Here is a 22,635-nt window from a genome sequence, read left to right on the forward strand (position 1 = left end):
AAACGCCCGGTTACATTCCGAACCCGGAAGCTAAGCCTCACAGCGCCGATGGTACTGCAGGGGGGACCCTGTGGGAGAGTAGGACGCCGCCGAACTAATTGTAGAGAAAACCCCCTTGCCATTCGGCAAGGGGGTTTTCTGCGTTTAGGGTCATTTTCTCGCGATCACCGCCTTACAGGCGCCCGGCCGCCTTAAGTGCCAGATAGGCGTCCGCCAGCGCGGGCGCCAGGTCATCCGGGGTCGCGTCCACGACAGTGACACCGTGACGCTGGAGCTGTTCGGCCGTGCGACGGCGTTCCGCCTGGGCTTGCGCAGCGGCTGCTGCCTCGTACACCGCCTCGGTATTTCCGCGGGCCGTCGCCATGCGGGCGATGCGCGGGTCAGCGACCGATGCGACCAGGATCGTATGCCGCTGGGTGAGGCGGGCGAGGACGGGAAGCAGGCCCTCCTCGATGGGGGCCGCGTCGAGGCTCGTGAGGAGCACGATCAAGGAGCGGCGGGGGGCCGTGCGAAGTGCCGTGGCGGTGAGGCCGCGGGCGTCGGTCTCGACGAGTTCCGGTTCCAGGCTGGCCATTGCGTTGACCAGGGACGGGAGGAGTTCGCCTGCCGCTCGGCCCTGGACGAGGGCGCGTACTCGGCGGTCGTAGGCGAGGAGGTCGACCCGGTCGCCGGCGCGGGAGGCGAGTGCTGCGAGGAGCAGGGCCGCGTCCATGGAGGCGTCGAGGCGTGGGGCGTCGCCCACGCGGCCTGCCGAGGTGCGGCCCGTATCGAGGACCAGGAGGATGTGGCGGTCGCGTTCGGGGCGCCAAGTGCGGACGGCGACCTTGGTTTGGCGGGCGGTCGCGCGCCAGTCGATGGAGCGGGTGTCGTCGCCGGGGACGTATTCGCGGAGGCTGTCGAATTCGGTGCCCTCGCCGCGGGTCAGGACGCTGGTGCGCCCGTCGAGTTCGCGGAGCCGGGCCAGTTTGGAGGGGAGGTGCTTTCGGCTGGTGAAAGGCGGCAGCACTCGTACCGCCCAGGGGACGTTGTGGCTGCCCTGGCGGGAGAAGAGGCCGAGGGGGCCGTACGAGCGGATGGTGACACGGTCGGCCTGGCGGTCACCGCGGCGGGTGGGGCGCAGGCGGGTCGTCAGACGGCGGCGTTCGCCGGCCGGGACGGTCAGGCTGTGGCGGGAGGCGGCTACCTCGGTGCCGGGTTCCCAGCTGCTCGGCGGCCAGGCGTCGCGTAGATGGGCGCGCAGAGGGCGCCCGGACGGGTTGGTGACGGTCAGGGTGACGTCGGCGGATTCGCCGAGGCGTACGGAAGTGTCGCCGGAGCGGGTCAGTCCGAGGCGTCGTACGGGAGCCGCCAGGGCGGCGTCGCAGGCGCAGGCCAGGGCCAGGGGCGCGTTCACGGCGAGGATGCCCGTCCAGCTCGGGTCCCAGATGCCGACGGGGAGTGTGCCGAGGGCCGCGAGGAGGGCGGCGCGTCCGGTGAGTGCCATCAGCGGGGGACGGGGACGTGGGCGAGGATCGCGTTGATGACGGAGTCGGCCGTCACGCCCTCCATCTCTGCCTCGGGGCGGAGTTGGATCCGGTGGCGGAGAGTGGGGAGGGCCAGTGCCTTCACGTCGTCGGGGATGACGTAGTCACGGCCGGTCAGCCAGGCCCAGGCGCGTGCCGTGGCGAGAAGCGCGGTCGCGCCACGGGGTGACACGCCGAGGGTGAGGGACGGCGATTCGCGGGTGGCGCGGCAGATGTCCACTACGTAGCCGGTGATCTCGGGGGAGACCGCTGTCTTGGCGACGGCGGCACGGGCGGCTTCCAGGTCGGCCGGGCCCGCTACGGGGCGTACGCCGGCGGCGCGCAGGTCGCGCGGATTGAAGCCCTCGGCATGGCGCGTGAGGATGTCGACCTCGTCCTCGCGGGAGGGCAGAGGGATCGTCAGTTTGAGAAGGAAGCGGTCCAGTTGGGCTTCCGGGAGGGGATACGTGCCCTCGTACTCGACGGGGTTCTGGGTCGCGGCGACCAGGAAGGGTTCCGGGAGCAGGCGGGGGGTGCCGTCGACGGTGACTTGACGTTCCTCCATCGCCTCGAGAAGGGACGACTGGGTCTTCGGCGGGGTGCGGTTGATCTCGTCGGCGAGGAGGAGGTTGGTGAAGACAGGGCCGGGCTGGAAGGAGAACTCGGCGGTGCGGGCGTCGTAGACCAGGGAGCCGGTGACGTCGCTGGGCATCAGGTCCGGGGTGAACTGGACGCGCTTGGTGTCGAGTTCCAGCGCGGATGCGAGCGCGCGGACGAGCAACGTTTTGGCGACTCCAGGGACTCCTTCAAGTAGAACGTGTCCGCGGCAGAGGAGGGCGACGACGAGGCCGGTCACGGCGGGATCCTGGCCGACCACGGCTTTGGCGATCTCGGCGCGCAGGGCTTCCAGGGAGGAGCGGGCGGTGCCCGGATCCCCGGCGTACCCGGCGTTGTCAGTGGTCGGGTCCATCATGGACGGCGTACCTCTCTTTCGAGGGCGTCGAGTTGGTCGGCGAGGGAGACGAGGGCCGTGTCGTCGCGGGGCGGCGGCCCGAAGAGGATGGAGTGCAGGGCCTGACCGTCGCCTTGGAGGTGGGCGGACAGGGAGGGGAGCAGGGCCTCGGGTGCGTGCGCCTGGGCAGGGGGTACGCCGACGAGGGGGGCGAGGCGGGTGCGGGTGACGGAGCGCAGAGCTGCCGCGGCACGATCGCGGGCGTTGGCCTTGCGGTAGAGGCGGGCGCGGCCTTCGACGGTTTCGGAGGCGCGGATCGCCACGGGGAGTCGTTCGGGCACGAGGGGGCCCAGTCGGCGTGCTCGCCACAGGGCGGCCAGGGCTGCCGCGATGAAGAGTTGCAGTGTGCCCCAGAGCCAGCCCGAGGGGAGCAGGTCGAAGAAGCTCTGCTCGCCCGCGTTGGTCGCCGAGTCGTCGGAGAGTGAGGGGAGGTACCAGACCAAGTGGGAGCGGGAACCGAGCAGTTGAAGGCCGAGCGAGGCGTTGCCCTGCTCGTCGAGGCGGTCGTTGTAGAGGATGTCGGGGGCGCCGAGTACGACGGTGTCGCCGCTCCCCGAGGTCGCCGGGATGCGCAGGAGCGTGGGCAGGCCGTTGCTGGGGTAGCACGCGTCGGCGTCGAGGTCGGTGGTGGTGTACCGAACCCCGCCCGTGTCCGCGCTGCCCGCTCGCCGGGCGGCGGCCAGGGCGCAGCTGGGGGAGAGCGTCGAGTCGAAGCTGACCGCGGGGTCGGCGGTGACCGCGGGGGCGAGGATGCCGACGGAGGGCGATCCGGGGGAGATCAGGATCGTACGGCCGTTAGAGTTCTCTGTCGTCGTGTGAAAGAGCGTCTGCTGGTGTTTGGTCAGCAGGTCGGGGGCGGCGACCAGGAGAGTGGTGTTGGGGCCGGCTGCCGCGCGGGCCTCGTCCAGGGTGGTGACCACGCGCGTGGAGACGCCCCGGTCGGCGAGGAGTTCGGCGACGGCGCGGCTGCCGTAGGGATCGGCGGAGCGCGGATCGAGGCGGCCGTGCTGGGCGTCCGAGCGGACCGCGGCGATCACGATGGCGGCCACCAGGAGGATCACGACGGCGAGTACGACTCCTCGGGCGCGGGTCCACAGTTGGCGGGCGGTGGGCGAGGCCGAGGTGGACGGCGGGGCTGCCTGGGCCTTCTCGATCGCCTCGGTCGTCATGAGGCGGCCCCCTGGCGGGCGCTGTGGGCCGTGCTCTGCGCGCTGTTCGCGAGGACGGGTTTGGTGCGCTCCAGGTCGCGGTCGAGCTCGGCGAGGCGGTGGTATACGCGTGGGTGGGCGTCCCGGCCGCCGTATGTGATGTCGTCGAAGTCCCGGGCAGCGGCGCGCAGTCGGTCCGCGCGGGAGGGCAGTGTACGGCTCGCTTCGGCGGCTGCCTCGTCCGCTGTGCGGCCGGGGCGCGGATCGAGAAGGGCGCGCTCTTCCAGGGAGCGCACGATGGCGCGCATGCGTTCCTGGACGGCCTGGTTCCAGTGGCCCTGGGCGGCGTGTGCCTCGGCCGCCGCGCGGTGTTCGGCGGCGCTTTTGGGGCGGTCGTCGAAGAGCGTGGCGGACGAGGTGGGAGTGCGGCGCGGGGTACCCAGGCGCCACCACAGGGCGGCGACGACTGCCCCTATTGCCAGCAGGATGACGACAAGTCCGAGTGTTCCGCCGGGTGTTGCGGCGGAGGCGGCGCTGAACAGCTTGTCGACCCAGTCCCAGAAGGCGTTCAGTGCGCGCTGGAGCAGGCCGGGGTCGTTCTCGTGGTACATCCGCTTGGACAGCTCGCGCTTGGCGGCCTCCCGCGCGGGGTCGCGCGGTGTCGTCACCGGTGGTGCGTCGCCGCGCGGCAGAGCGAGGACGGCTGTGGCGGCGGTACGCGGCAGTGCCACTACCGCCGTGAGAACTCCCCCCGCTGGACTCACCGCATCAGCTCCCGGGAATGGTGCCGGGGGCGCCGGTGCCGTAGTCCTGGACGCCGGCGGCGCGGGCCAGGTCGAGGTCGAGGGCCTCGCGGCGGATGCGCTGGTCGATGTACAGGAGCACGGTGACGCCCGCGGTGATCGGGAAGGTGAGCATGGCTCCGATCACCGAGCCCACGCCGCTGACGATGAGGAACGTCCAGCCGAGGTCGCCGGTTCCACTGTTCAGGAAGCCGGTGATGCCGTCGCCGCTCAGGGCCCCGGCGAGGAAGGCGAACGGGATCACGACGATCGACGCCACGATGTTGGCGATGATCGTGGCGAGCAGTTGGATGCCGAAGACCCGCCACCAGGAGCCGCGTACGAGCTTCGCGGAGCGGCTCATCGACTTCAGGATGCTTTGCTTCTCCAGCATCAGGGCGGGAGAGGCGAGCGAGAAGCGGATCATCAGCCAGAGTGCGACGACGCCCGCGCCGAGTCCGCCGAGGACGGCGAGCGCGACACCCGCGTCGCCGGCACCGGCCAGCGCCGCGAGCAGGCCGGGCAATGTGCCGAGGCCGACGACCACGACGGCGATGAGCGGCAGCAGGAAGGTCAGGCCGAACAGCTTCGGAAGCTGAGGCCGGGCATCCCGCCAGGCCTCGGCCGTGGTCACCGGCTTGCCGAGCACCGCGCGGCTGGTGACGGTCGTGAGCAGGGCCGTCGCGACGATGGTGCCGAGCAGGGTGATGAGCAGGACGACACCGGAGTTCAGCATGGTGTCGCCCAAGGCGCGGCTCAGCTCGCCGACGGTGGCGCTCGGGTCGTTGAGGGCGTCCGTGCTCGCGCTGTCGTCCAGGACGAAGCCCTGGAGCAGGATGACGGCGATCTGGGTGACGACGGCGACGGTCAGCGAGATGCCGAGGACCGTACGCCAGTGCGTGCGCATCGTGGAGACCGCGCCGTCGAGAATCTCGCCGACACCGAGCGGGCGGAGCGGGATGACGCCGGGTTTGGCGGCGGGCGGCGGGCCGCCCCAGTTGCCGCCCCAGCCGGCGGGGCCTCCGGGGCCGGTGTGTCCGCGACCGGGGCCTCCCCAGCCGCCGTATCGGCCTTCCTGGCTTCCCGGGCCGGCCGGGGGTCGGCCGCCCCAGCCCGGGCCGGGCGGAGGCGGTGGCGGGGCCTGGCGCGGGGCCTGTGGGCTCGGAGCGGACCACTGGCCGGGTGGGGGCTGCTCCTTGGACCACTTCGAGGGCTGCTCCGGCTGGTCCGTGCCGCCTTGGTCCGAGGGCTGCTCCGTGGGCCGCGCGGTGCCGGAGGAGTCCGGCTCCTGCCCGTCGGAGGGGGCGGATCCGGGCGAGGCCCAGCCCGGAGTGTCTTTCATCGTCGCTCCTTCACGATGCCCGTCCGCGGGGCGCGGCGGCAGCTTGGCAGCCATCGTGCCACGGTGTGCCCGTCAAGTGACCGGCCGCCGTATGGGCTGCACACCTTCAATTGCCCGCCGGGTACGGGGCAGACTGGGCGGATGGCTGATCAGTACGCGCAATCCCGCGAGGACAGCGGGCCGATGGAGATACCCGCGATCCGCTGGGACGAGCCCCCCGAAGGTCCCGTGCTGGTCCTTCTCGACCAGACGAGGCTCCCGGCCGAGGAAGTCGAGCTGGTGTGCACCGACGCGCCTGCGCTGGTTGAGGCGATCCGGCGGCTCGCCGTGCGCGGGGCGCCGCTGCTCGGCATCGCCGGGGCGTACGGCGTCGCGCTCGCCGCCGCGCGCGGCTTCGACGTGGAGGACGCCGCCGGCTCGCTGGCGGGCGCCCGGCCGACCGCGGTGAACCTCGCTGTCGGCGTGCGCAGGGCGCAGGCGGCCTACCGTGCCGCGCTCGCCGGAGGCGGCGATGAGGAACGGGCCGCTGCGGCGGCGCTGGCCGCGGCTCGGGCGCTGCACCGGGAGGACGCCGAGGCCAGTGTGCGGATGGCCGAGCACGGTCTCGCGCTGCTGGAGGAGCTGGTGCCGGGCGGCGGGCACCGGATTCTGACGCACTGCAACACCGGGGCGCTGGTGTCGGGTGGGGAGGGCACGGCGTTCGCGGTCGCCCTCGCGGCGCATCGGGCGGGGCGGCTGCGGCGGCTGTGGGTGGACGAAACGCGGCCGTTGCTGCAAGGTGCTCGCTTGACGGCGTACGAGGCTGCGCGCAATGGGATGGCGTACACCTTGCTCACGGACAGCGCGGCGGGCTCGCTGTTCGCTGCCGGGGAAGTGGACGCGGTGCTGATCGGGGCCGATCGGATCGCGGCCGACGGTTCGGTGGCGAACAAGGTGGGGAGCTATCCGCTCGCGGTGCTGGCCCGGTACCACCACGTGCCGTTCATCGTGGTGGCACCAGGGACGACGGTGGATCCGGACACCCCGGACGGAGCGTCCATCGAGGTCGAGCAGCGCGGCGGTCATGAAGTGACTGAGGTCACAGCGCCCCAGGTGCCGGTGGCGGGAGTGGAAGCGGGAGGCGGAATACCGGTGGCACCCCTGGGGACCCAGGCGTACAACCCGGCGTTCGATGTGACGCCTCCCGAGTTGGTGACGGCGATCGTCACCGAAGCGGGCGCCGTATCGCCCGTGACAGCTGAGGCGCTTGCCGAGCTGTGTGACAGGTCACGCCAGGTAACGATTTAGTTAATGGGATGATGTCGTTTATGAAGGGACGAGTCCTTGTCGTCGATGACGACACCGCACTGGCCGAGATGCTCGGCATTGTGTTGCGTGGTGAAGGTTTTGAGCCGTCTTTCGTAGCCGACGGCGACAAGGCGCTGGCCGCTTTCCGTGAGACCAAGCCCGATCTGGTGCTCCTGGACCTGATGCTGCCCGGCCGGGACGGTATCGAGGTGTGCCGCCTGATCAGGGCGGAGTCCGGGGTGCCGATCGTGATGCTCACGGCGAAGAGCGACACCGTCGATGTCGTGGTCGGCCTCGAGTCGGGCGCGGACGACTACATCGTGAAGCCGTTCAAGCCAAAGGAGCTGGTGGCGCGGATCAGGGCGCGGCTGCGCCGTTCGGAGGAGCCGACGCCCGAGCAGCTGGCCATCGGCGACCTCGTCATCGATGTGGCTGGTCACTCCGTGAAGCGGGACGGGCAGTCGATCGCGCTGACGCCGCTGGAGTTCGATCTGCTGGTGGCGCTGGCACGCAAGCCGTGGCAGGTGTTCACCCGTGAGGTCCTGCTGGAGCAGGTGTGGGGCTACCGGCACGCGGCGGACACACGTCTGGTCAACGTCCATGTCCAGCGGCTGCGCTCCAAGGTGGAGAAGGACCCGGAGCGGCCGGAGATCGTGGTGACCGTCCGTGGTGTCGGTTACAAGGCCGGACCGAGCTGACATGTCCCGGGACAGTGCCGCTTCGGCGCCCGGTGAGCCGGGGGTCCGTTCGGGGCGGCCTGTCGGCCGGAAGGTGACGGGCTCCCGCTGGGGACGGTTCATGGAGGGCGGGCTGCTGCAGGGCGGAGTCCAGGGCAGCCCGGTCCTTCGGCTGTTCATGCGCTGGGTGCGCCGTCCGCTGCTGCCCGTGATGCGGCTGTGGCGGCGCAACATCCAGCTCAAGATCGTCGTCACGACGCTGCTGATGTCGCTGGGTGTCGTACTGCTGCTCGGCTTCGTCGTCATCGGGCAGGTGCGCAACGGACTCCTGGACGCCAAGGTGAAGGCGTCACAGAGCCAGGCCACGGGTGGCTTCTCGGTGGCCAAGCAGAAGGCGGACGCGGCGGCGACGGCGAACGGGGCGGACGGCTCGAGTGCGGACGGCCGTCAGTCCAAGAACGTCAGCCAGTGGATGGGTGACCTCGTGGAGTCCCTGTCCAGCGGTGGGCAGGGCGCCTTCGACGTGGTCACGCTCAGCTCCACCGCGGCCGACAACGGCGGCGCCGGGCTCGCTCCGCGCTACTCGGGCAACGTCGATCCGACGGTCAGTGTGCCGGAGGACCTGCGGGCGCGCGTGGACAGCAGCACGATGGCGGCCCAGAGCTACACCCGTGTCGTCTACAAGGACGACAAGGAGTCGCAGCCGGCCCTGGTCATCGGCAAGCAGGTCAACGATCCCAATGGAGATCCGTATCAGCTCTACTACCTCTTCCCGCTGACGCAGGAGGAGAAGTCGCTGAGCCTGGTCAAGGGGACGCTGGCGACGGCCGGGCTGTTCGTCGTGGTGCTGCTCGGGGCCATCGCCTGGCTGGTGGTGCGCCAGGTCGTGACACCCGTGCGGATGGCCGCGGGAATCGCCGAGCGGCTGTCCGCGGGGCGCCTGCAGGAACGTATGAAGGTCACCGGCGAGGACGACATCGCGCGACTCGGCGAGGCCTTCAACAAGATGGCGCAGAACCTCCAGCTGAAGATCCAGCAGCTGGAGGAGTTGTCGCGCATGCAGCGTCGGTTCGTGTCCGACGTGTCGCACGAGCTGCGTACGCCGCTCACGACCGTGCGGATGGCGGCCGACGTCATCCATGACGCGCGCGTGGACTTCGATCCGGTGACCGCGCGGTCCGCGGAGCTGCTGGCGGATCAGCTGGACCGGTTCGAGTCGCTGCTCTCGGATCTGCTGGAGATCAGCAGGTTCGACGCGGGCGCGGCGGCGCTGGAGGCCGAGGCGATAGACCTCAGGGAAGTCGTACGACGGGTCGTCAGCGGGGCCGAACCGCTCGCCGAGCGCAAGGGCACGCACATACGCGTCGCCGGCGACCAGCAGCCGGTGGTCGCCGAGGCGGATGCCCGGCGGGTGGAGCGGGTGCTGCGCAATCTCGTCGTCAACGCCGTCGAGCACGGCGAGGGCAAGGATGTGGTGGTCAAGCTCGCCTCCGCGGGCGGTGCCGTCGCGGTCGCGGTGCGGGACTACGGAGTCGGGCTCAAGCCCGGCGAGGCGACGAGGGTCTTCAGCCGTTTCTGGCGGGCGGACCCGGCACGCGCGCGTACCACCGGCGGTACCGGTCTCGGGCTGTCCATCGCGCTGGAGGACGCGCGGCTGCACGGCGGCTGGCTTCAGGCGTGGGGCGAGCCGGGCGGCGGTTCGCAGTTCCGGCTGACGCTGCCGCGGACGGCGGACGAACCGCTCAGGGGGTCGCCCATACCGCTGGAGCCGAAGGACTCGCGGCGTAATCGTGGACTTGATGACGCCGGTTTGCCGCAGGGCGGCAGTGACAAGCTCGCCACGGTGCCGGTGCAGCAGCCGGCGGGCGGGACCGTGCCGTCGCGGGGGCCCATGGGGCCCCGAGTGGCCGGGGTGTCGCCCACGGCCGATCCGACGGCGTTGCCGGGCAACGGCGCGCGCGTGGTGCCGCGGCCCTCCGGGAGCGCGCGACGGCCGGACGACGCGCCCGCGGGTGAGGAGCGGACCGTGCGGGAGCGGGACGGCGCGGAGCCGGAGCAGCTTGGACAAGGGGAGGCATTTCGTGGGCGCTGACCGCGAGGGGAGCGGCGGCCGTAGACGCCCGGCGCGCGTGGGGGCGTACGCCGCGTGCGGCGCGCTGCTGCTGGCCGGGTGCGCCTCGATGCCGGACAGCGGGGACCTGAGTGGGGTCGAGTCGACGCCGAGGCAGGACTCGCAGGTCCGCGTCTTCGCCATGCCGCCGCGTGAGGACGCGCCGCCCGCGGAAATCGTGCAGGGCTTCCTGGAGGCGCTGACAAGTGACGACCCGCAGTACGAGACGGCGCGCAAGTATCTGACGGACAGCGCCCGCAAGGCATGGGATCCGTCCCGCTCCACGATTGTCCTCGCGGACGCGCCGAACCCCGAGTCGGTGCCCTCGGGGACCAGGGAAAGCGCCGACGAGAACTCTTTGTACCGGCTGAGCGGCACCAAGGTCGCCACGGTGGACGCGCAGCACGCGTACGCGCCGGACTCCGGCTCGTACAACAGGACGGTGCATCTCACGCAGCTGAAGGACAGTAAGCAGTGGCGCATCGACGGGCTGCCGCAGGGCGTGGTGATGGGCAAGTCCGACTTCCAGCGCAACTACGTGTCCGTCAACAAGTACTACTACGCGTCGAAGGTGCCCTCGGGCACGGGCGGACAGTTGGGGACCGTCGCCGATCCGGTGTATGTGCGTGAGCAGGTGGACCCGATGACGCAGATGGTCCGCGCGCTCCTGAAGGGGCCCACACGCTGGCTGGACCCGGTGGTCAGGTCGAGCTTCCCCTCAGGCACGGATCTCAAGAAGGGCGTCAAGTCGCTGTCGCCCGACGACCGCAACAGGGTCACGGTGCCGCTGAACCGGAAGGCCGACCATGTCGGGCAGGGCCAGTGCACCAAGATGGCGGCCCAACTCCTGTTCACCCTCCAGGATCTGACGCCCACCGGAGTGAACGAGGTGGAGCTGCAGAAGTCGGACGGTTCGCAGCTGTGCGTGCTCACCGAGAACCAGGCCGAGGGCATCGCCGCGCGCGGTATGGGGCAGCCCCCCGAGTACCAGTACTTCATCGACAGCAGTCGGCGGCTCGTGCGGATGCCCAGCGGCAACGGTGACAAGAAGCCCGAGCTGGTGCCCGGTGCGCTGGGCGAGGGCGACAAGAAACTGCGGGCGGCCGCGGTGTCGCGGGACGAGAGCAGCGCGGCCGGGGTGTCCGCCGACGGCAGTTCGCTGTACGTCGGGTCGCTGGTGTCGGGCAGCTCGCTCGGCGAGGCGGTGCTGCACAGTCAGGGCAAGACGGCCGAAGACCGGCTGACGACACCCAGCTGGGACGGGCAGGGTGACCTGTGGGTGGCCGACCGGGATCCGAAGAACCCCCGGCTGCTTCTGCTGCGGAAGGGCGCGGGCGATCCGCTGGTGGTCCAGGCACCGACTCTCGACGGGCGCGTCGAGGCGGTACGGGTGGCCGCCGACGGGGTGCGGATCGCACTGATCGTCGAGAAGGACGGCAAGAACTCGTTGCGGATCGGGCGCATCCAGCGGGACACCAAGTCCGGTGAGCCGACCAGGGTGTCGATTCTCGAACCGCGCTCCGTGGCACCCCAGCTGGAGGAGGTCACCGCCATGTCCTGGGCCGGGGACAGCCGGATCGTGGTGGTCGGACGCGAGCAGGGCGGCGTCCAGCAGATGCGGTACGTCCAGGTCGACGGTTCCACTCCGGTGGGCGCCGCGCCGTCCGCGCTGACGGGCGTGAAGGAGATCGCCGCGTCCGAGGACGAGCGGCTGCCGCTGGTGGCGCACTCGGTGGAGGACGGGATCGTGCGGCTGTCGTCGGGGGAGCAGTGGCAGAAGGTGGTCAAGGACGGGACGGCGCCGGTTTATCCCGGCTAGGGCTGCCCGCTTTCCCCGTGCCCTTCGTCTGCGGACGACGGCTGTGCGAGTTGTCCAGTTGTCCACAGGGAGTTATCCACAGGGGTGGCCTGTCGGCTCCTGTGTGGGCACAGTGGTGGGCATGCGGGGGTGGTGGCAGGACCTCACGGATCTGGTGCTGCCGGCCGAGTGCGGAGGCTGCGGCAGGCCTCGTACGGTGCTCTGCCCTGAGTGCCGTGCCGCCCTGAGTGGGGCCGCACCGTGCCGGGTGCGATCGGTGCCGGAGCCGCCTGGGCTGCCGGTGGTGCACGCGGCGGCTGCCTACGAGGACGAGGTGCGGGCCGTGCTCCTCGCCCACAAGGAACGCGGCGCGCTGACCTTGGCGGGGCCTCTCGGCGTGGCCCTGGCGGGGGCTGTGCGGGCGGGGCTCGGGTCCGTACGACGTCCTGGTCCGGTCGGGAGTCTCACGGCTCCCGAGGACCGGCTGAAGCTTGGGAAGGGGCAACTGTGGGCCGCGAGGGGAGGTCGGACGCAGGTGGATGACGTCGGCGATGCCGTCAGGGGGCCGGTGCTGCTCGTTCCCGTGCCGTCCTCGCGGCGGGCCGTGCGGGCGCGGGGCCATGATCCGGCGCGGCGGATCGCGCTCGCGGCGGCCGGTGAGCTGCGGCGGACGGGGACGCCGGCCCGGGTGCTCTGCGTGCTGCGGCAGCGGCGTGCCGTGGCCGACCAGTCGGGGCTCAACTCCCGCCAGCGGCTGGACAATCTCGCGGGCGCCCTGGAGGTGGTCGCCGGGGGAGTGCGGCTGCTGGCGGACGGCGGACGGGTCGTGCTCGTGGACGACCTGATGACGACGGGCGCCTCTTTGACGGAGGCGGCGCGGGCCGTGCGGGCGGCGGAAGCGAGCGTGAAGGGAACGGATCCGACAGTAGTGGTGGGGCGAATGGCGGGTATGGGCCAAGCCGGAGGCACGAGTGGCGACATGATCTGCGCGGCCGTGGTCGCTGCGCCGCCGGACTCCTTCGAAATAAACCGGAACTGACCGAGAACTTGCATCGTTGCAGGTAATGAGAGGGTCAATTCACCTGAACGGAGGTACGTCGCAGTAGAGGGTGACGACATCCGTCCGGGCGAGATATGTTCGGTTGTGAGGCAATGGCGCAGGTCATGCCTCGCAAAGGCGAATGCCGTGACGCGGGTTTTCGGCAATCACCCGCATCGGTGGGGTGGAGATCTTGCCCATGGGGGAGGAGGAGGTGACAGTCACCAAGTCCGAGGTTCCGGGGCTCACCGGAGCCTGGTGCAAAAGGGAGATGCTCCGCCAGTGGAGCGGAGCTATCCGGGAACGGAGTTCTGCGTGGACATCGTCGTCAAGGGCCGCAAGACCGAGGTGCCCGAGCGGTTCCGCAAGCACGTGGCCGAGAAGCTGAAGCTGGAGAAGATCCAGAAGCTCGATGGCAAGGTGATCAGCCTCGACGTCGAGGTGTCCAAGGAGCCCAACCCCCGACAGGCCGACCGGTGCGACCGAGTGGAGATCACGCTCCGCTCCCGCGGCCCGGTGATCCGGGCGGAGGCGGCGGCAAGTGATCCGTATGCAGCACTCGACCTGGCGGCGGACAAACTCGAAGCCCGGCTGCGCAAGCAGCACGACAAGCGCTACACCCGCCGTGGTAGCGGCAGGCTCTCAGCCGCCGAGGTCGCCGACCACGTCCCGGGAGCCGCGACGCTGAACGGGAGCGGGAGTGTCGTCCCCGCGGACGAGCCGACCAGTGTGCCGACCAAGAAGATCGGCTCCCTCGAGGTGATGGGCGAAGGCCCCCTCGTCGTCCGCGAGAAGACCCACGTGGCCGCTCCGATGACGCTCGACCAGGCGCTCTACGAGATGGAGCTGGTCGGGCACGACTTCTATCTGTTCGTCGACTCCGAGACGAAGGAACCGAGTGTCGTCTACCGTCGGCACGCGTACGACTACGGCGTCATCCACCTCAGCACCGACCCGATGGTCGCCCAGGCGGGAGCGGACGCGCCGGGCGGTGCGCTCGGCGGCTGACCCTCCCCGGTGACAGCTGAGCCGGTGCCCCTGGAGCCCCTGTGCGCCCCCAGGGGCACCGGTGTGCGACCACTTCGCACCCCGCTCTGTCACCGCACTGTCGTCCGGGCATGGAATCATGGCCGCACCGGCCCCAACCGGTGGGCCGTTGCCTTTGGTTGGCGATGGCACAGGAACAAGGCCACGGCCTTCAGGGGGAGGAACGATGGCGGACAGCTTCGGACCGATGCGTGACGAGGATGCCGACGACGGCGTTGTCGGCATGGGCCCGGACGCGGGCGCTCCACGCAAGGAGCCCATCCGGGTCCTCGTCGTGGACGACCACGCCCTCTTCCGCCGCGGTCTGGAGATCGTGCTCGCGGCCGAGGAGGACATCCAGGTCGTCGGCGAGGCGGGTGACGGCGCGGAGGCGGTCGACAAGGCGGCCGACCTGCTGCCGGACATCGTGCTGATGGACGTACGCATGCCGAAGCGGGGCGGCATCGAGGCGTGCACCTCCATCAAGGAGGTGGCCCCCAGCGCGAAGATCATCATGCTGACGATCAGCGACGAGGAGGCCGACCTCTACGACGCGATCAAGGCGGGCGCGACCGGATATCTCCTCAAGGAGATCTCCACGGACGAGGTGGCCACGGCCATTCGCGCGGTGGCCGACGGACAGTCGCAGATCAGCCCCTCGATGGCGTCGAAACTCCTCACCGAGTTCAAGTCGATGATCCAGCGGACCGATGAGCGTCGGCTGGTGCCCGCGCCGCGGTTGACCGATCGTGAGCTGGAGGTTCTCAAGCTCGTCGCGACCGGCATGAACAACCGGGACATCGCCAAGGAGTTGTTCATCTCCGAGAACACGGTGAAGAACCACGTACGCAACATCCTGGAGAAGCTGCAACTGCACTCCAGGATGGAGGCCGTGGTGTACGCGATGCGGGAGAAGATCCTCGAGATCCGCTAGCCCTGTCGCCGGCCTGACAGGTCCGCGCCCGACCGGCCCGCGCCGTGGTCACCCGAGGGCGCGGGACAGCTCCAGGGCAAGTGGTTCCCGCAGTTCCGCCGCGTCCACCCGCTCCACCCGTACGTCCGTGCAGTCCACCCAGCTCGCGGCCTCGACCAGGGCCTGGGCCACCGCGGGGACAGCCTTGGGGCCGTCCAGGGTGACCTGCTTGGCGACCAGGGTGCGGCCCTCGCGGGCGGGGTCCACACGGCCGACGAGATGGCCGCCGGCGAGAACCGGCATGGCGAAGTAGCCGTAGATCCGCTTGGGCTTGGGTGTGTAGGCCTCCAGGCGGTGCGTGAAGCCGAAGATCCGTTCCGTGCGGGCGCGTTCCCAGATGAGGGAGTCGAACGGGGACAGCAGCGTCGTACGGTGGCGGCCGCGCGGGACCGTCTCCAGGGCCGCCGGGTCGGCCCACGCGGGCTTGCCCCAGCCCTCCACCGTCACCGGGACAAGGCCCGAGTCCGCGATCACCGCGTCGACCTGCTCGCCCCTGAGGCGGTGGTAGTCGGCGATGTCGGCGCGCGTGCCCACGCCCAGGGACTGGCCCGCGAGGCGGACCAGGCGGCGCAGGCACTCCGTGTCGTCCAGTTCGTCGTGCAGCAGCGTGTCCGGGATGGCGCGCTCCGCGAGGTCGTACACCCGCTTCCAGCCGCGGCGCCGCGTGCACACCACCTCGCCGTACATCAGCGCGCGCTCGACGGCGACCTTGGTGCCCGACCAGTCCCACCACTCGCTGGTCTTCTTCGCGCCGCCCAACTCCGTGGCCGTGAGGGGGCCTTCGGTGTGGAGCTGTTTGATGACCTGGTCGTAGGTGCCGTCCGGCAGGGCGTGGTTCCAGTGCGGGCGGGCGCGGTAGGCGCGGCGGCGGAAGGCGAAGTGGGGCCACTCCTCCACGGGGAGGATGCAGGCCGCGTGGGACCAGTACTCGAAGGCGTGCGTGTCGTTCCAGTAGGCGCTATCCACGGTTTTGCGGCCTACGGCGCCGAGGCGGGCGTACGGGATGAGTTCATGGGAGCGGGCGAGGACGGAGATGGTGTCGAGCTGGATCGCGCCGAGGTGTCGCAGGACTCCGCGGACGCCGGCCCTGCGGTCCGGGGCGCCCAGGAAGCCCTGGGCCCGGAGGGCGATGCGGCGGCCTTCGTCTGCGGAGAGGGCGGTGGTGGGACGCGGGATGCTCGTCATGTTCCGCACGATAGGCGGTGGCACTGACAACGGGGGGTGGGGGCCTGGCAGAGGTGTGCGCCCGCTGTACGGGTGCCCGGCGCCGGTGCGGGGAAGGGAGGGGGTTCGGCCCTGCCGCCCCTACCCGTCGCGTACCTGGGCTGCGCCCCAGGCCCCCTTGTTGCGCTTCGCGCTCGTCCTCAAACTCCCCCACTCTCGGCTTCGCTCGAGCGGGGGGACCCCCACGACGGGCTGGCAGGCAGGTACGGGGCCGTTGACGGCAGGCCCAGGTCTGACGGGAGCAGGGAACCCAGCCAGCAGTCTCGGCGTACGCCCTTGTTGTTGATGGCGGAGCGGAGGGTGCCTTCGATGGTGAAGCCGGCGCGTTCGGCGACGGCGCGGGAACCGGTGTTGCCCACTTCGGCACGCCATTCGACGCGGTCGATGGAGAGGTCGGTGAAGGCCCAGCGGGAGGCGGCGGCGGTGGCTTCGGTGATGTAGCCGTTGCCGCGGTGCTCCTTCGTCGCCCAGAAGCCGACCTCGGCGACGCCCAGGGAGCGCATGGTGAGGCCGAGCATGCCCACCAGCTCCCCGGAGGGGAGAAAGACGCCGAAGGTGAACATGGAGCCGTCCGCCCAGCCGTCGGGCACCAGCTGTTCCGTGAAACCCTGGGCGTGCTCGCGGAGGTAGGGCGAGGGGAACTGGGAGATCCAGCGCTGGATGTCGGGGTCCTGGGCGGCCTCGTACACGGCGTCTGCGTCGTGCGGGCCCACGGTGCGCAGGACAAGGCGCTCGGTGGTCAGGGTGGCGGGGTCCATCGGCCGATTCTGCTCGGACAACCGGAAGGATGCCATTCCTTCGCGCTGAGTGAGGGGTTCGTTACTTTTCGCGACGCGAACGCGGCACCTTCAGCAACCCCTGTCCGTTGTCCTAGTGGCTGTCACGGGCAGACCTCCCGGCGCGGTGTGGTCCTCGCTTACGATGGCCGTTGCTCAAGCTGTGATTTGAAACTGTCATTGAAACCGACCGTCCCAGGCCCGACCGGCAAGGAGACAAACCCCCGTGTCCGTCCTCTCGAAGATCATGCGTGCAGGCGAAGGCAAGATCCTGCGCAAGCTGCACCGCATCGCGGACCAGGTCAACTCCATCGAAGAGGACTTCGTCGACCTCTCCGACGCCGAGCTGAGGGCCCTCACCGATGAGTACAAGCAGCGGTACGCCGACGGCGAAAGCCTCGACGACCTGCTGCCCGAGGCGTTCGCGACTGTCCGTGAGGCGGCCAAGCGCGTGCTGGGCCAGCGTCACTACGACGTGCAGATGATGGGCGGCGCCGCCCTCCACCTCGGCTATGTCGCCGAGATGAAGACCGGTGAGGGCAAGACGCTCGTCGGCACCCTGCCCGCGTATCTGAACGCCCTCTCCGGAGACGGCGTTCACCTCATCACGGTCAACGACTACCTGGCCGAGCGCGACTCCGAAATGATGGGCCGCGTCCACAAGTTCCTCGGGCTGAGCGTCGGCTGCATCCTCGCCAACATGACGCCGGCCCAGCGCCGCGAGCAGTACGCGTGCGACATCACGTACGGCACGAACAACGAGTTCGGCTTCGACTACCTGCGCGACAACATGGCGTGGTCGCAGGACGAACTGGTGCAGCGCGGCCACAGCTTCGCGATCGTCGACGAGGTCGACTCCATCCTCGTCGACGAGGCCCGTACGCCGCTGATCATCTCCGGCCCGGCCGACCAGGCCACCAAGTGGTACGGCGACTTCGCCAAGCTGGTCACCCGCCTCAAGAAGGGCGAGGCCGGCAACTCCCTCAAGGGCATCGAGGAGACCGGGGACTACGAGGTCGACGAGAAGAAGCGCACCGTCGCCATCCACGAGTCCGGCGTCTCCAAGGTCGAGGACTGGCTGGGTATCGACAACCTGTACGAGTCGGTGAACACCCCGCTCGTCGGATACCTGAACAACGCCATCAAGGCCAAGGAACTCTTCAAGAAGGACAAGGACTACGTCGTCATCGACGGCGAAGTCATGATCGTCGACGAGCACACCGGCCGTATCCTCGCCGGCCGCCGCTACAACGAGGGCATGCACCAGGCGATCGAGGCGAAGGAAGGGGTGGACATCAAGGACGAGAACCAGACGCTCGCCACGATCACCCTGCAGAACTTCTTCCGCCTCTACGGCAAGCTCTCCGGCATGACCGGTACGGCGATGACCGAGGCCGCCGAGTTCCACCAGATCTACAAGCTCGGCGTCGTCCCGATCCCGACCAACCGGCCCATGGTCCGCAAGGACCAGTCGGACCTGATCTACCGCACCGAGGTCGCCAAGTTCGACGCGGTGGTCGACGACATCGCCGAGAAGCACGAGAAGGGCCAGCCGATCCTCGTCGGTACGACGTCGGTCGAGAAGTCCGAATACCTCTCGCAGCAGCTCTCCAAGCGCGGCATCCAGCACGAAGTGCTGAACGCCAAGCAGCACGACCGCGAGGCTCCGATCATCGCCCAGGCCGGCCGCAAGGGCGCCGTGACCGTGGCCACGAATATGGCCGGCCGTGGTACGGACATCAAGCTCGGCGGCAACCCCGACGACCTCGCCGAGGCGGAGCTGCGCCAGCGCGGCCTCGACCCCGAAGACCACATCGAGGAGTGGGCCGCCGCGCTGCCCGCCGCCCTGGAGAGGGCCGAAAAGGCGGTCAAGGCGGAGTTCGAGGAGGTCAAGGAGCTCGGCGGGCTCTACGTCCTCGGCACCGAGCGGCACGAGTCCCGTCGTATCGACAACCAGCTGCGCGGTCGCTCCGGCCGTCAGGGCGACCCGGGCGAGTCCCGCTTCTACCTGTCGCTGGGCGACGACCTGATGCGCCTCTTCAAGGCCCAGATGGTCGAGCGTGTGATGTCGATGGCTAACGTGCCCGACGACGTGCCGATCGAGAACAAGATGGTCACGCGCGCGATCGCGTCCGCTCAGTCGCAGGTCGAGCAGCAGAACTTCGAGACCCGTAAGAACGTCCTGAAGTACGACGAGGTCCTCAACCGGCAGCGCGAGGTCATCTACGGCGAGCGCCGCCGTGTCCTGGAGGGCGAGGACCTGCAGGAGCAGATCCAGCACTTCATGGACGACACCATCGACGCGTACATCGCTGCCGAGACCGCCGAGGGCTTCGCCGAGGAGTGGGACCTCGACCGGCTGTGGGGTGCCTTCAAGCAGCTCTACCCGGTGAAGGTCACCGTCGACGAGCTGGAGGAGGCGGCCGGTGACCGTGCCGGTCTGACCGCCGAGTTCATCTCCGAGTCCATCAAGGACGACATCCACGAGCAGTACGAGGCCCGTGAGGGGCAGCTCGGCTCCGAGATCATGCGCGAGCTGGAGCGCCGGGTCGTGCTGTCGGTCCTGGACCGCAAGTGGCGCGAGCACCTCTACGAGATGGACTACCTCCAGGAGGGCATTGGCCTGCGCGCGATGGCGCAGAAGGACCCGCTGGTCGAGTACCAGCGCGAGGGCTTCGACATGTTCGGCGCCATGATGGACGGCATCAAGGAGGAGTCCGTCGGCTACCTGTTCAACCTGGAGGTCCAGGTCGAGCAGCAAGTCGAGGAGGTTCCGGTCGAGGACGCCGCGCCTTCCCTCGACAAGGAGGACGTGGTCCCCGCGGGCGCGCGTCCGGAGATCCGCGCCAAGGGGCTCGACGCCCCGCAGCGGCCGGACCGGCTGCACTTCTCCGCGCCGACCGTGGACGGCGAGGGCGGCATCGTCGAGGGCGACTTCACCAGCGACGAAGAGCCCGTGCGCTCCGAGGCGGACGGCCTCACGCGCGCGGAGCGCCGCAAGCAGCAGAAGGGCGCGCGTCGGCGCAAGAAGTGACGGTCGCTGCGCGGCGTAGCTAGCGCGTGGATGGGGCCGGGCACCTTGGGTGCCCGGCCCCTTCGCGTTGTCCGGTCCTTCGTGTTGTCGGGTTGTCCGGTCGTTTGCCGGGCGGCTTCGTGTGTCGGGTTGTCCGGTCGTTTGCCGGGCGGCTTCGTGTGTCGGGTTGTCCGGTCGTTTGCCGGGCGGCTTCGTGTGTCGGGTTGTCCGGTCCTTCGCCGGGCGGCCTCGCGTTTCGCGTTGGCCGGTGCTTCGGGTTGTGCGGTTCCGTGCGTTGCTCGGGTGGTGTGGGGCTCAGTCGTTGGCCGGGCGCGGCATGCGGGGGCCGCCCAGTTCTACCGCGGTGCAGCGCCAGCGGTGGTCGGGGCCCTGCTCCAGGCGGAAGGCCATGGCGCGGAGCTGGTCACCGGCGCCGATACGGGCGAAGGCCTCGATCGCGCCGGGTCGCGGGATGTCGTAGCCGATATCGCGGACGACCGGCCGGGTGCCGCGAGCGCGCAGGGGGCCGCGCTCGGCGAGCCAGGCGAGTTCGTCGTACGCACGGCCCGCGGTGTGGCGCAGCATGCAGTGGACGGGGCGCTGGCCGCTCAGTACGGCCAGCAGGAGGTCCGCGAAGAGGTCGGTGGGGCGGGGCTGGGGAGCAGGCCTGCGGGGGGCCTCGGAGGGGGCCTTGAGGGGCGTGGTTCCGGCTGGTGCTGTCGGCGGGACCCTTCGAGCAGGGACCGTCCGTGGGGTGGGGGCGGGGACGGCGACGGGGCGGGAGAGGGGGGCGGCCGGCGCTGCCGGTCGGCGGGTTCGCGTTGGCGCCGTGGGCGGGTGAGTTCCGGGCTGCGTCGTGAGCGGGCGGGTTCCGGTCTGCGTTGTGGCTGGCTGGGTTCCGGTCTGTGTCGTGGCCGGCTGGGTTCCGGCTGGCCTCGTGCGCGTGTGGGTTCCTGTCGGCTCCGTGGGCGGGCGAGAGCCGGTTGGTGTCGCCGGCGGGCGAGCGCCGGTCGGTGTCGGGCGGGCGGTGCCCGTGCCGGGTGGCGTGGACGGGGGCGTCGACGGTGGGCTGCCGCCCGGGGTCCTGCGGGGTGCGCCCGCGCCCGGGGCGCGGGGCGGTGTGCCGCCGGGACGGCGGGTGTCCTGGCGGCCGGGCGGGCGGCTGCCCGGGTGGCGCGTCGTCCTGGTCATCACCTTGTTCATACGTCGTCCCCGCTCGCTGGGGCCCGATGGATACCGGGCGGTAACTTTCGTGTTGGGGATCTTGTACGAGGCGGGAGCGGGCCTCCGCAAGGACACCGCGGGTGCGTCGGGGCGGCCGGGAAGTTCACCTATCAGGGTGATCCGGAGGGGTGGATGCCTCGGCGGGCAAGGGGGTAGCGGGTGAATCCGGGGCGTGGAGTGGACGCCGCGGGGGGTGCGGCCGGGGACTCGAAAGGGGACGCCCGCACGTATCCTGAAGGCCCTCCCGGGAGGTGCGGAACCACCCTTCTCGGAGCTCTCCGACTACGAAAGTGGCCAGCCATGCGCGTCTACGTCCCCCTGACCCTCTCCGGTCTCGCCGAGGCGTACAAGACGGGAGAGCTGCAGGGGGGACCAGTCGTCGCGTACGCCGTCACGCCCGCGTTGCGTGAGTGGTACTTGTCCGACGACATCGAGGAACTCGAGTACGCGGCGCTGAGCCGGGCCGCGCTGGCCTCGCTGCGGCTGCTCGCGGTCGACCCGGGGGCCGTGCGGCGCAGGGTCGTCGTCGCGGTCGACGTGCCGGACCGGGCCGCGGTCGCCGATCCCGACCGGGGGCTCGATCCCTCGGCGCTCGGTGAGGTGCGGGTCTCCCAGACCGTGCCACTGGCCAAGGCGGCCGCCGTGCACGTCGACTCGGCCGACGCCGAGGCGGATGTCGCCGCGGCGGCGGAGGCGCTCGGCGCGGCGGACGTCGGGGACGACGACGCCCAGTTCATCGTCGACGGGGCCGAGGACCACGAGCTGCTGTGGTTCGCCACGCAGGAGATCGCCAACCTGGTGGGACTCGGGGACCTCGGGGACGTCGAGGAGTGAGGGGCTGACGGTTGCCCGCCGCCTCCGGCGCGCGCGGCCCGTACGTCCGGCTGTGGGGCGTTGTCAGTGGCGGCGGGTACGTTCTCGGTATGGGGAAGCACGGAGCTGCGCACATTGTCTGGGACTGGAACGGCACGCTGTTCCACGACAATGACGCGATCATCGGGGCGACGAACGCGGCGTTCGCCGAATTGGGGCTGGAGCCGCTGACGCTGGAGCGGTACCGAGCGCTGTACTGCGTGCCGGTGCCGAAGTTCTACGAGCGGTTGATGGGGCGGCTGCCCACGGATGCCGAGTGGCAGGTCATGGACGAGACCTTCCATCGGTACTACGCGGAGCACCGCACGGCGTGCGCGCTCACGGACGGCGTGCCCGCGCTGCTCGCCGAGTGGGGCTCGGCGGGGCGCAGTCAGTCGATCCTGAGCATGTACGGGCATGACGAACTCGTCCCGCTGGTCCGCGGGTTCGGGATCGAGCCGCACTTCATACGCGTCGACGGGCGGACCGGGCCCTCCGGCGGCAGCAAGGCCGAGCACATGGTGCGGCACGTGGACGCGCTGGCGGGGGCGTTCACCGGCGTGAAGCCGTCCCGGGTGGTCGTGATCGGAGACGCCGCCGACGACGCGCTCGCCGCCCGGCATGTGGGTGCGCGGGCGGTCCTCTACACCGGCGGTTCCCACAGCCGCGCCAGCCTGGAGCAGGTGGGTGTGCCCGTGGTGGACAGCCTCGAGGAGGCGGTCGAGGAGGCCGAGCGGCTGGCGGCGTGACCTTGGCCGGCGGCCTGACCGGCGTGACCGGCGTGCCCCTGACCGGCGTGACCCTGGCCAGCGGCCTGACCGGGGCCTGACCGGCGTGACCCTGGCTGTCG

18 protein-coding genes and 1 rRNA gene are annotated in these 22,635 nt (G+C 70.4%); 11 read left to right on the top strand and 8 right to left on the bottom strand.

Annotation, left to right across the window (positions count from 1 at the left end; all coding sequences use genetic code 11):
* Window positions 1–95, top strand: a 5S ribosomal RNA gene (gene rrf, locus AB0D27_RS15905); the annotation flags it as partial.
* A 77-nt stretch (window positions 96–172) separates the two neighbouring features.
* On the opposite strand, the gene AB0D27_RS15910 is transcribed toward rrf, so the two are convergent.
* Genes AB0D27_RS15910 through AB0D27_RS15930 form a run of 5 tightly spaced genes read right to left on the bottom strand, consistent with a single transcriptional unit; the run spans window position 173 to window position 5,786 of the window.
* Window positions 173–1,483 carry a DUF58 domain-containing protein gene (locus AB0D27_RS15910; RefSeq protein WP_362507955.1) on the bottom strand — a complete coding sequence of 437 codons (1,311 nt, stop codon included), beginning with the start codon at window positions 1,481–1,483 and terminating at the stop codon, window positions 173–175.
* Window positions 1,483–2,472, bottom strand: coding sequence for a MoxR family ATPase (locus AB0D27_RS15915; protein WP_362508194.1), 990 nt, complete (start codon window positions 2,470–2,472; stop codon window positions 1,483–1,485). The genes AB0D27_RS15910 and AB0D27_RS15915 overlap by 1 nt, the downstream gene beginning before the upstream one ends.
* Complete coding sequence (locus tag AB0D27_RS15920; RefSeq protein WP_362507957.1) at window positions 2,472–3,683, bottom strand: DUF4350 domain-containing protein; 1,212 nt, start codon at window positions 3,681–3,683, stop codon at window positions 2,472–2,474. The genes AB0D27_RS15915 and AB0D27_RS15920 overlap by 1 nt, the downstream gene beginning before the upstream one ends.
* The gene (locus tag AB0D27_RS15925) at window positions 3,680–4,393 is read right to left on the bottom strand and encodes a DUF4129 domain-containing protein (RefSeq protein WP_362507960.1); all 714 of its coding nucleotides are present in this window, start codon (window positions 4,391–4,393) and stop codon (window positions 3,680–3,682) included. Before AB0D27_RS15925 ends, AB0D27_RS15920 begins: the two co-directional genes overlap by 4 nt.
* A gap of 37 nt (window positions 4,394–4,430) precedes the next feature.
* The gene (locus AB0D27_RS15930; protein ID WP_362507963.1) at window positions 4,431–5,786 is read right to left on the bottom strand and encodes a hypothetical protein; all 1,356 of its coding nucleotides are present in this window, start codon (window positions 5,784–5,786) and stop codon (window positions 4,431–4,433) included.
* Window positions 5,787–5,927: 141 nt separating this feature from the next.
* On the opposite strand from AB0D27_RS15930, the gene mtnA reads away from it, so the two are divergent.
* The 7 genes from mtnA to AB0D27_RS15965 all read left to right on the top strand — a co-directional run bounded on the left by mtnA (window position 5,928) and on the right by AB0D27_RS15965 (window position 14,657).
* Complete coding sequence (mtnA, locus tag AB0D27_RS15935; protein WP_362507966.1) at window positions 5,928–7,073, top strand: S-methyl-5-thioribose-1-phosphate isomerase; 1,146 nt, start codon at window positions 5,928–5,930, stop codon at window positions 7,071–7,073.
* Between the two features lie 8 nt (window positions 7,074–7,081).
* Window positions 7,082–7,771 (top strand): two-component system response regulator MtrA, encoded by a 690-nt coding sequence (mtrA, locus tag AB0D27_RS15940; protein ID WP_307620883.1) that lies wholly within the window; start codon window positions 7,082–7,084, stop codon window positions 7,769–7,771.
* Window position 7,772: 1 nt separating this feature from the next.
* Window positions 7,773–9,842 (top strand): MtrAB system histidine kinase MtrB, encoded by a 2,070-nt coding sequence (gene mtrB / locus AB0D27_RS15945; RefSeq protein ID WP_362507970.1) that lies wholly within the window; start codon window positions 7,773–7,775, stop codon window positions 9,840–9,842.
* Window positions 9,832–11,679 carry an LpqB family beta-propeller domain-containing protein gene (locus tag AB0D27_RS15950; protein WP_362507973.1) on the top strand — a complete coding sequence of 616 codons (1,848 nt, stop codon included), beginning with the start codon at window positions 9,832–9,834 and terminating at the stop codon, window positions 11,677–11,679. The genes mtrB and AB0D27_RS15950 overlap by 11 nt, the downstream gene beginning before the upstream one ends.
* A 121-nt stretch (window positions 11,680–11,800) precedes the next feature.
* Complete coding sequence (locus AB0D27_RS15955) at window positions 11,801–12,697, top strand: ComF family protein (protein ID WP_362507976.1); 897 nt, start codon at window positions 11,801–11,803, stop codon at window positions 12,695–12,697.
* Window positions 12,698–12,979: 282 nt separating this feature from the next.
* Window positions 12,980–13,705 (top strand): ribosome-associated translation inhibitor RaiA, encoded by a 726-nt coding sequence (raiA, locus tag AB0D27_RS15960; protein WP_362507979.1) that lies wholly within the window; start codon window positions 12,980–12,982, stop codon window positions 13,703–13,705.
* A gap of 205 nt (window positions 13,706–13,910) precedes the next feature.
* Window positions 13,911–14,657, top strand: a complete 747-nt coding sequence (locus AB0D27_RS15965; RefSeq protein ID WP_362507982.1) for a response regulator transcription factor — start codon at window positions 13,911–13,913, stop codon at window positions 14,655–14,657.
* A gap of 48 nt (window positions 14,658–14,705) precedes the next feature.
* Here AB0D27_RS15965 and AB0D27_RS15970 read toward each other — a convergent pair whose 3' ends face one another.
* On the bottom strand, window positions 14,706–15,881 hold the full coding sequence (locus AB0D27_RS15970) for a crosslink repair DNA glycosylase YcaQ family protein (RefSeq protein ID WP_362507985.1): 1,176 nt from the start codon (window positions 15,879–15,881) through the stop codon (window positions 14,706–14,708).
* Between the two features lie 179 nt (window positions 15,882–16,060).
* A complete protein-coding gene (locus tag AB0D27_RS15975; protein WP_362507988.1) occupies window positions 16,061–16,678 on the bottom strand; it encodes a GNAT family N-acetyltransferase in 618 nt (205 codons plus the stop codon).
* Window positions 16,679–16,922: 244 nt separating this feature from the next.
* Between AB0D27_RS15975 and secA the strand changes: the two genes are divergently transcribed.
* Complete coding sequence (gene secA, locus AB0D27_RS15980) at window positions 16,923–19,730, top strand: preprotein translocase subunit SecA (protein ID WP_362507991.1); 2,808 nt, start codon at window positions 16,923–16,925, stop codon at window positions 19,728–19,730.
* 294 nt (window positions 19,731–20,024) lie between these two features.
* Here secA and AB0D27_RS15985 read toward each other — a convergent pair whose 3' ends face one another.
* Window positions 20,025–20,912 carry an Rv3235 family protein gene (locus tag AB0D27_RS15985; RefSeq protein WP_362507994.1) on the bottom strand — a complete coding sequence of 296 codons (888 nt, stop codon included), beginning with the start codon at window positions 20,910–20,912 and terminating at the stop codon, window positions 20,025–20,027.
* A gap of 321 nt (window positions 20,913–21,233) precedes the next feature.
* Between AB0D27_RS15985 and AB0D27_RS15990 the strand changes: the two genes are divergently transcribed.
* Together AB0D27_RS15990 and AB0D27_RS15995 are read left to right on the top strand one after the other, a co-directional pair.
* Entirely contained in the window at window positions 21,234–21,767 is a 534-nt protein-coding gene (locus AB0D27_RS15990) for a hypothetical protein (RefSeq protein ID WP_362507997.1), read from the top strand.
* Between the two features lie 89 nt (window positions 21,768–21,856).
* Window positions 21,857–22,534 (top strand): HAD family hydrolase, encoded by a 678-nt coding sequence (locus AB0D27_RS15995; RefSeq protein ID WP_362508000.1) that lies wholly within the window; start codon window positions 21,857–21,859, stop codon window positions 22,532–22,534.
* Window positions 22,535–22,635 lie beyond the last annotated feature (101 nt).

It is taken from the genome of Streptomyces sp. NPDC048415 (assembly GCF_040651675.1).
In the GTDB taxonomy this organism is placed as follows: domain Bacteria; phylum Actinomycetota; class Actinomycetes; order Streptomycetales; family Streptomycetaceae; genus Streptomyces.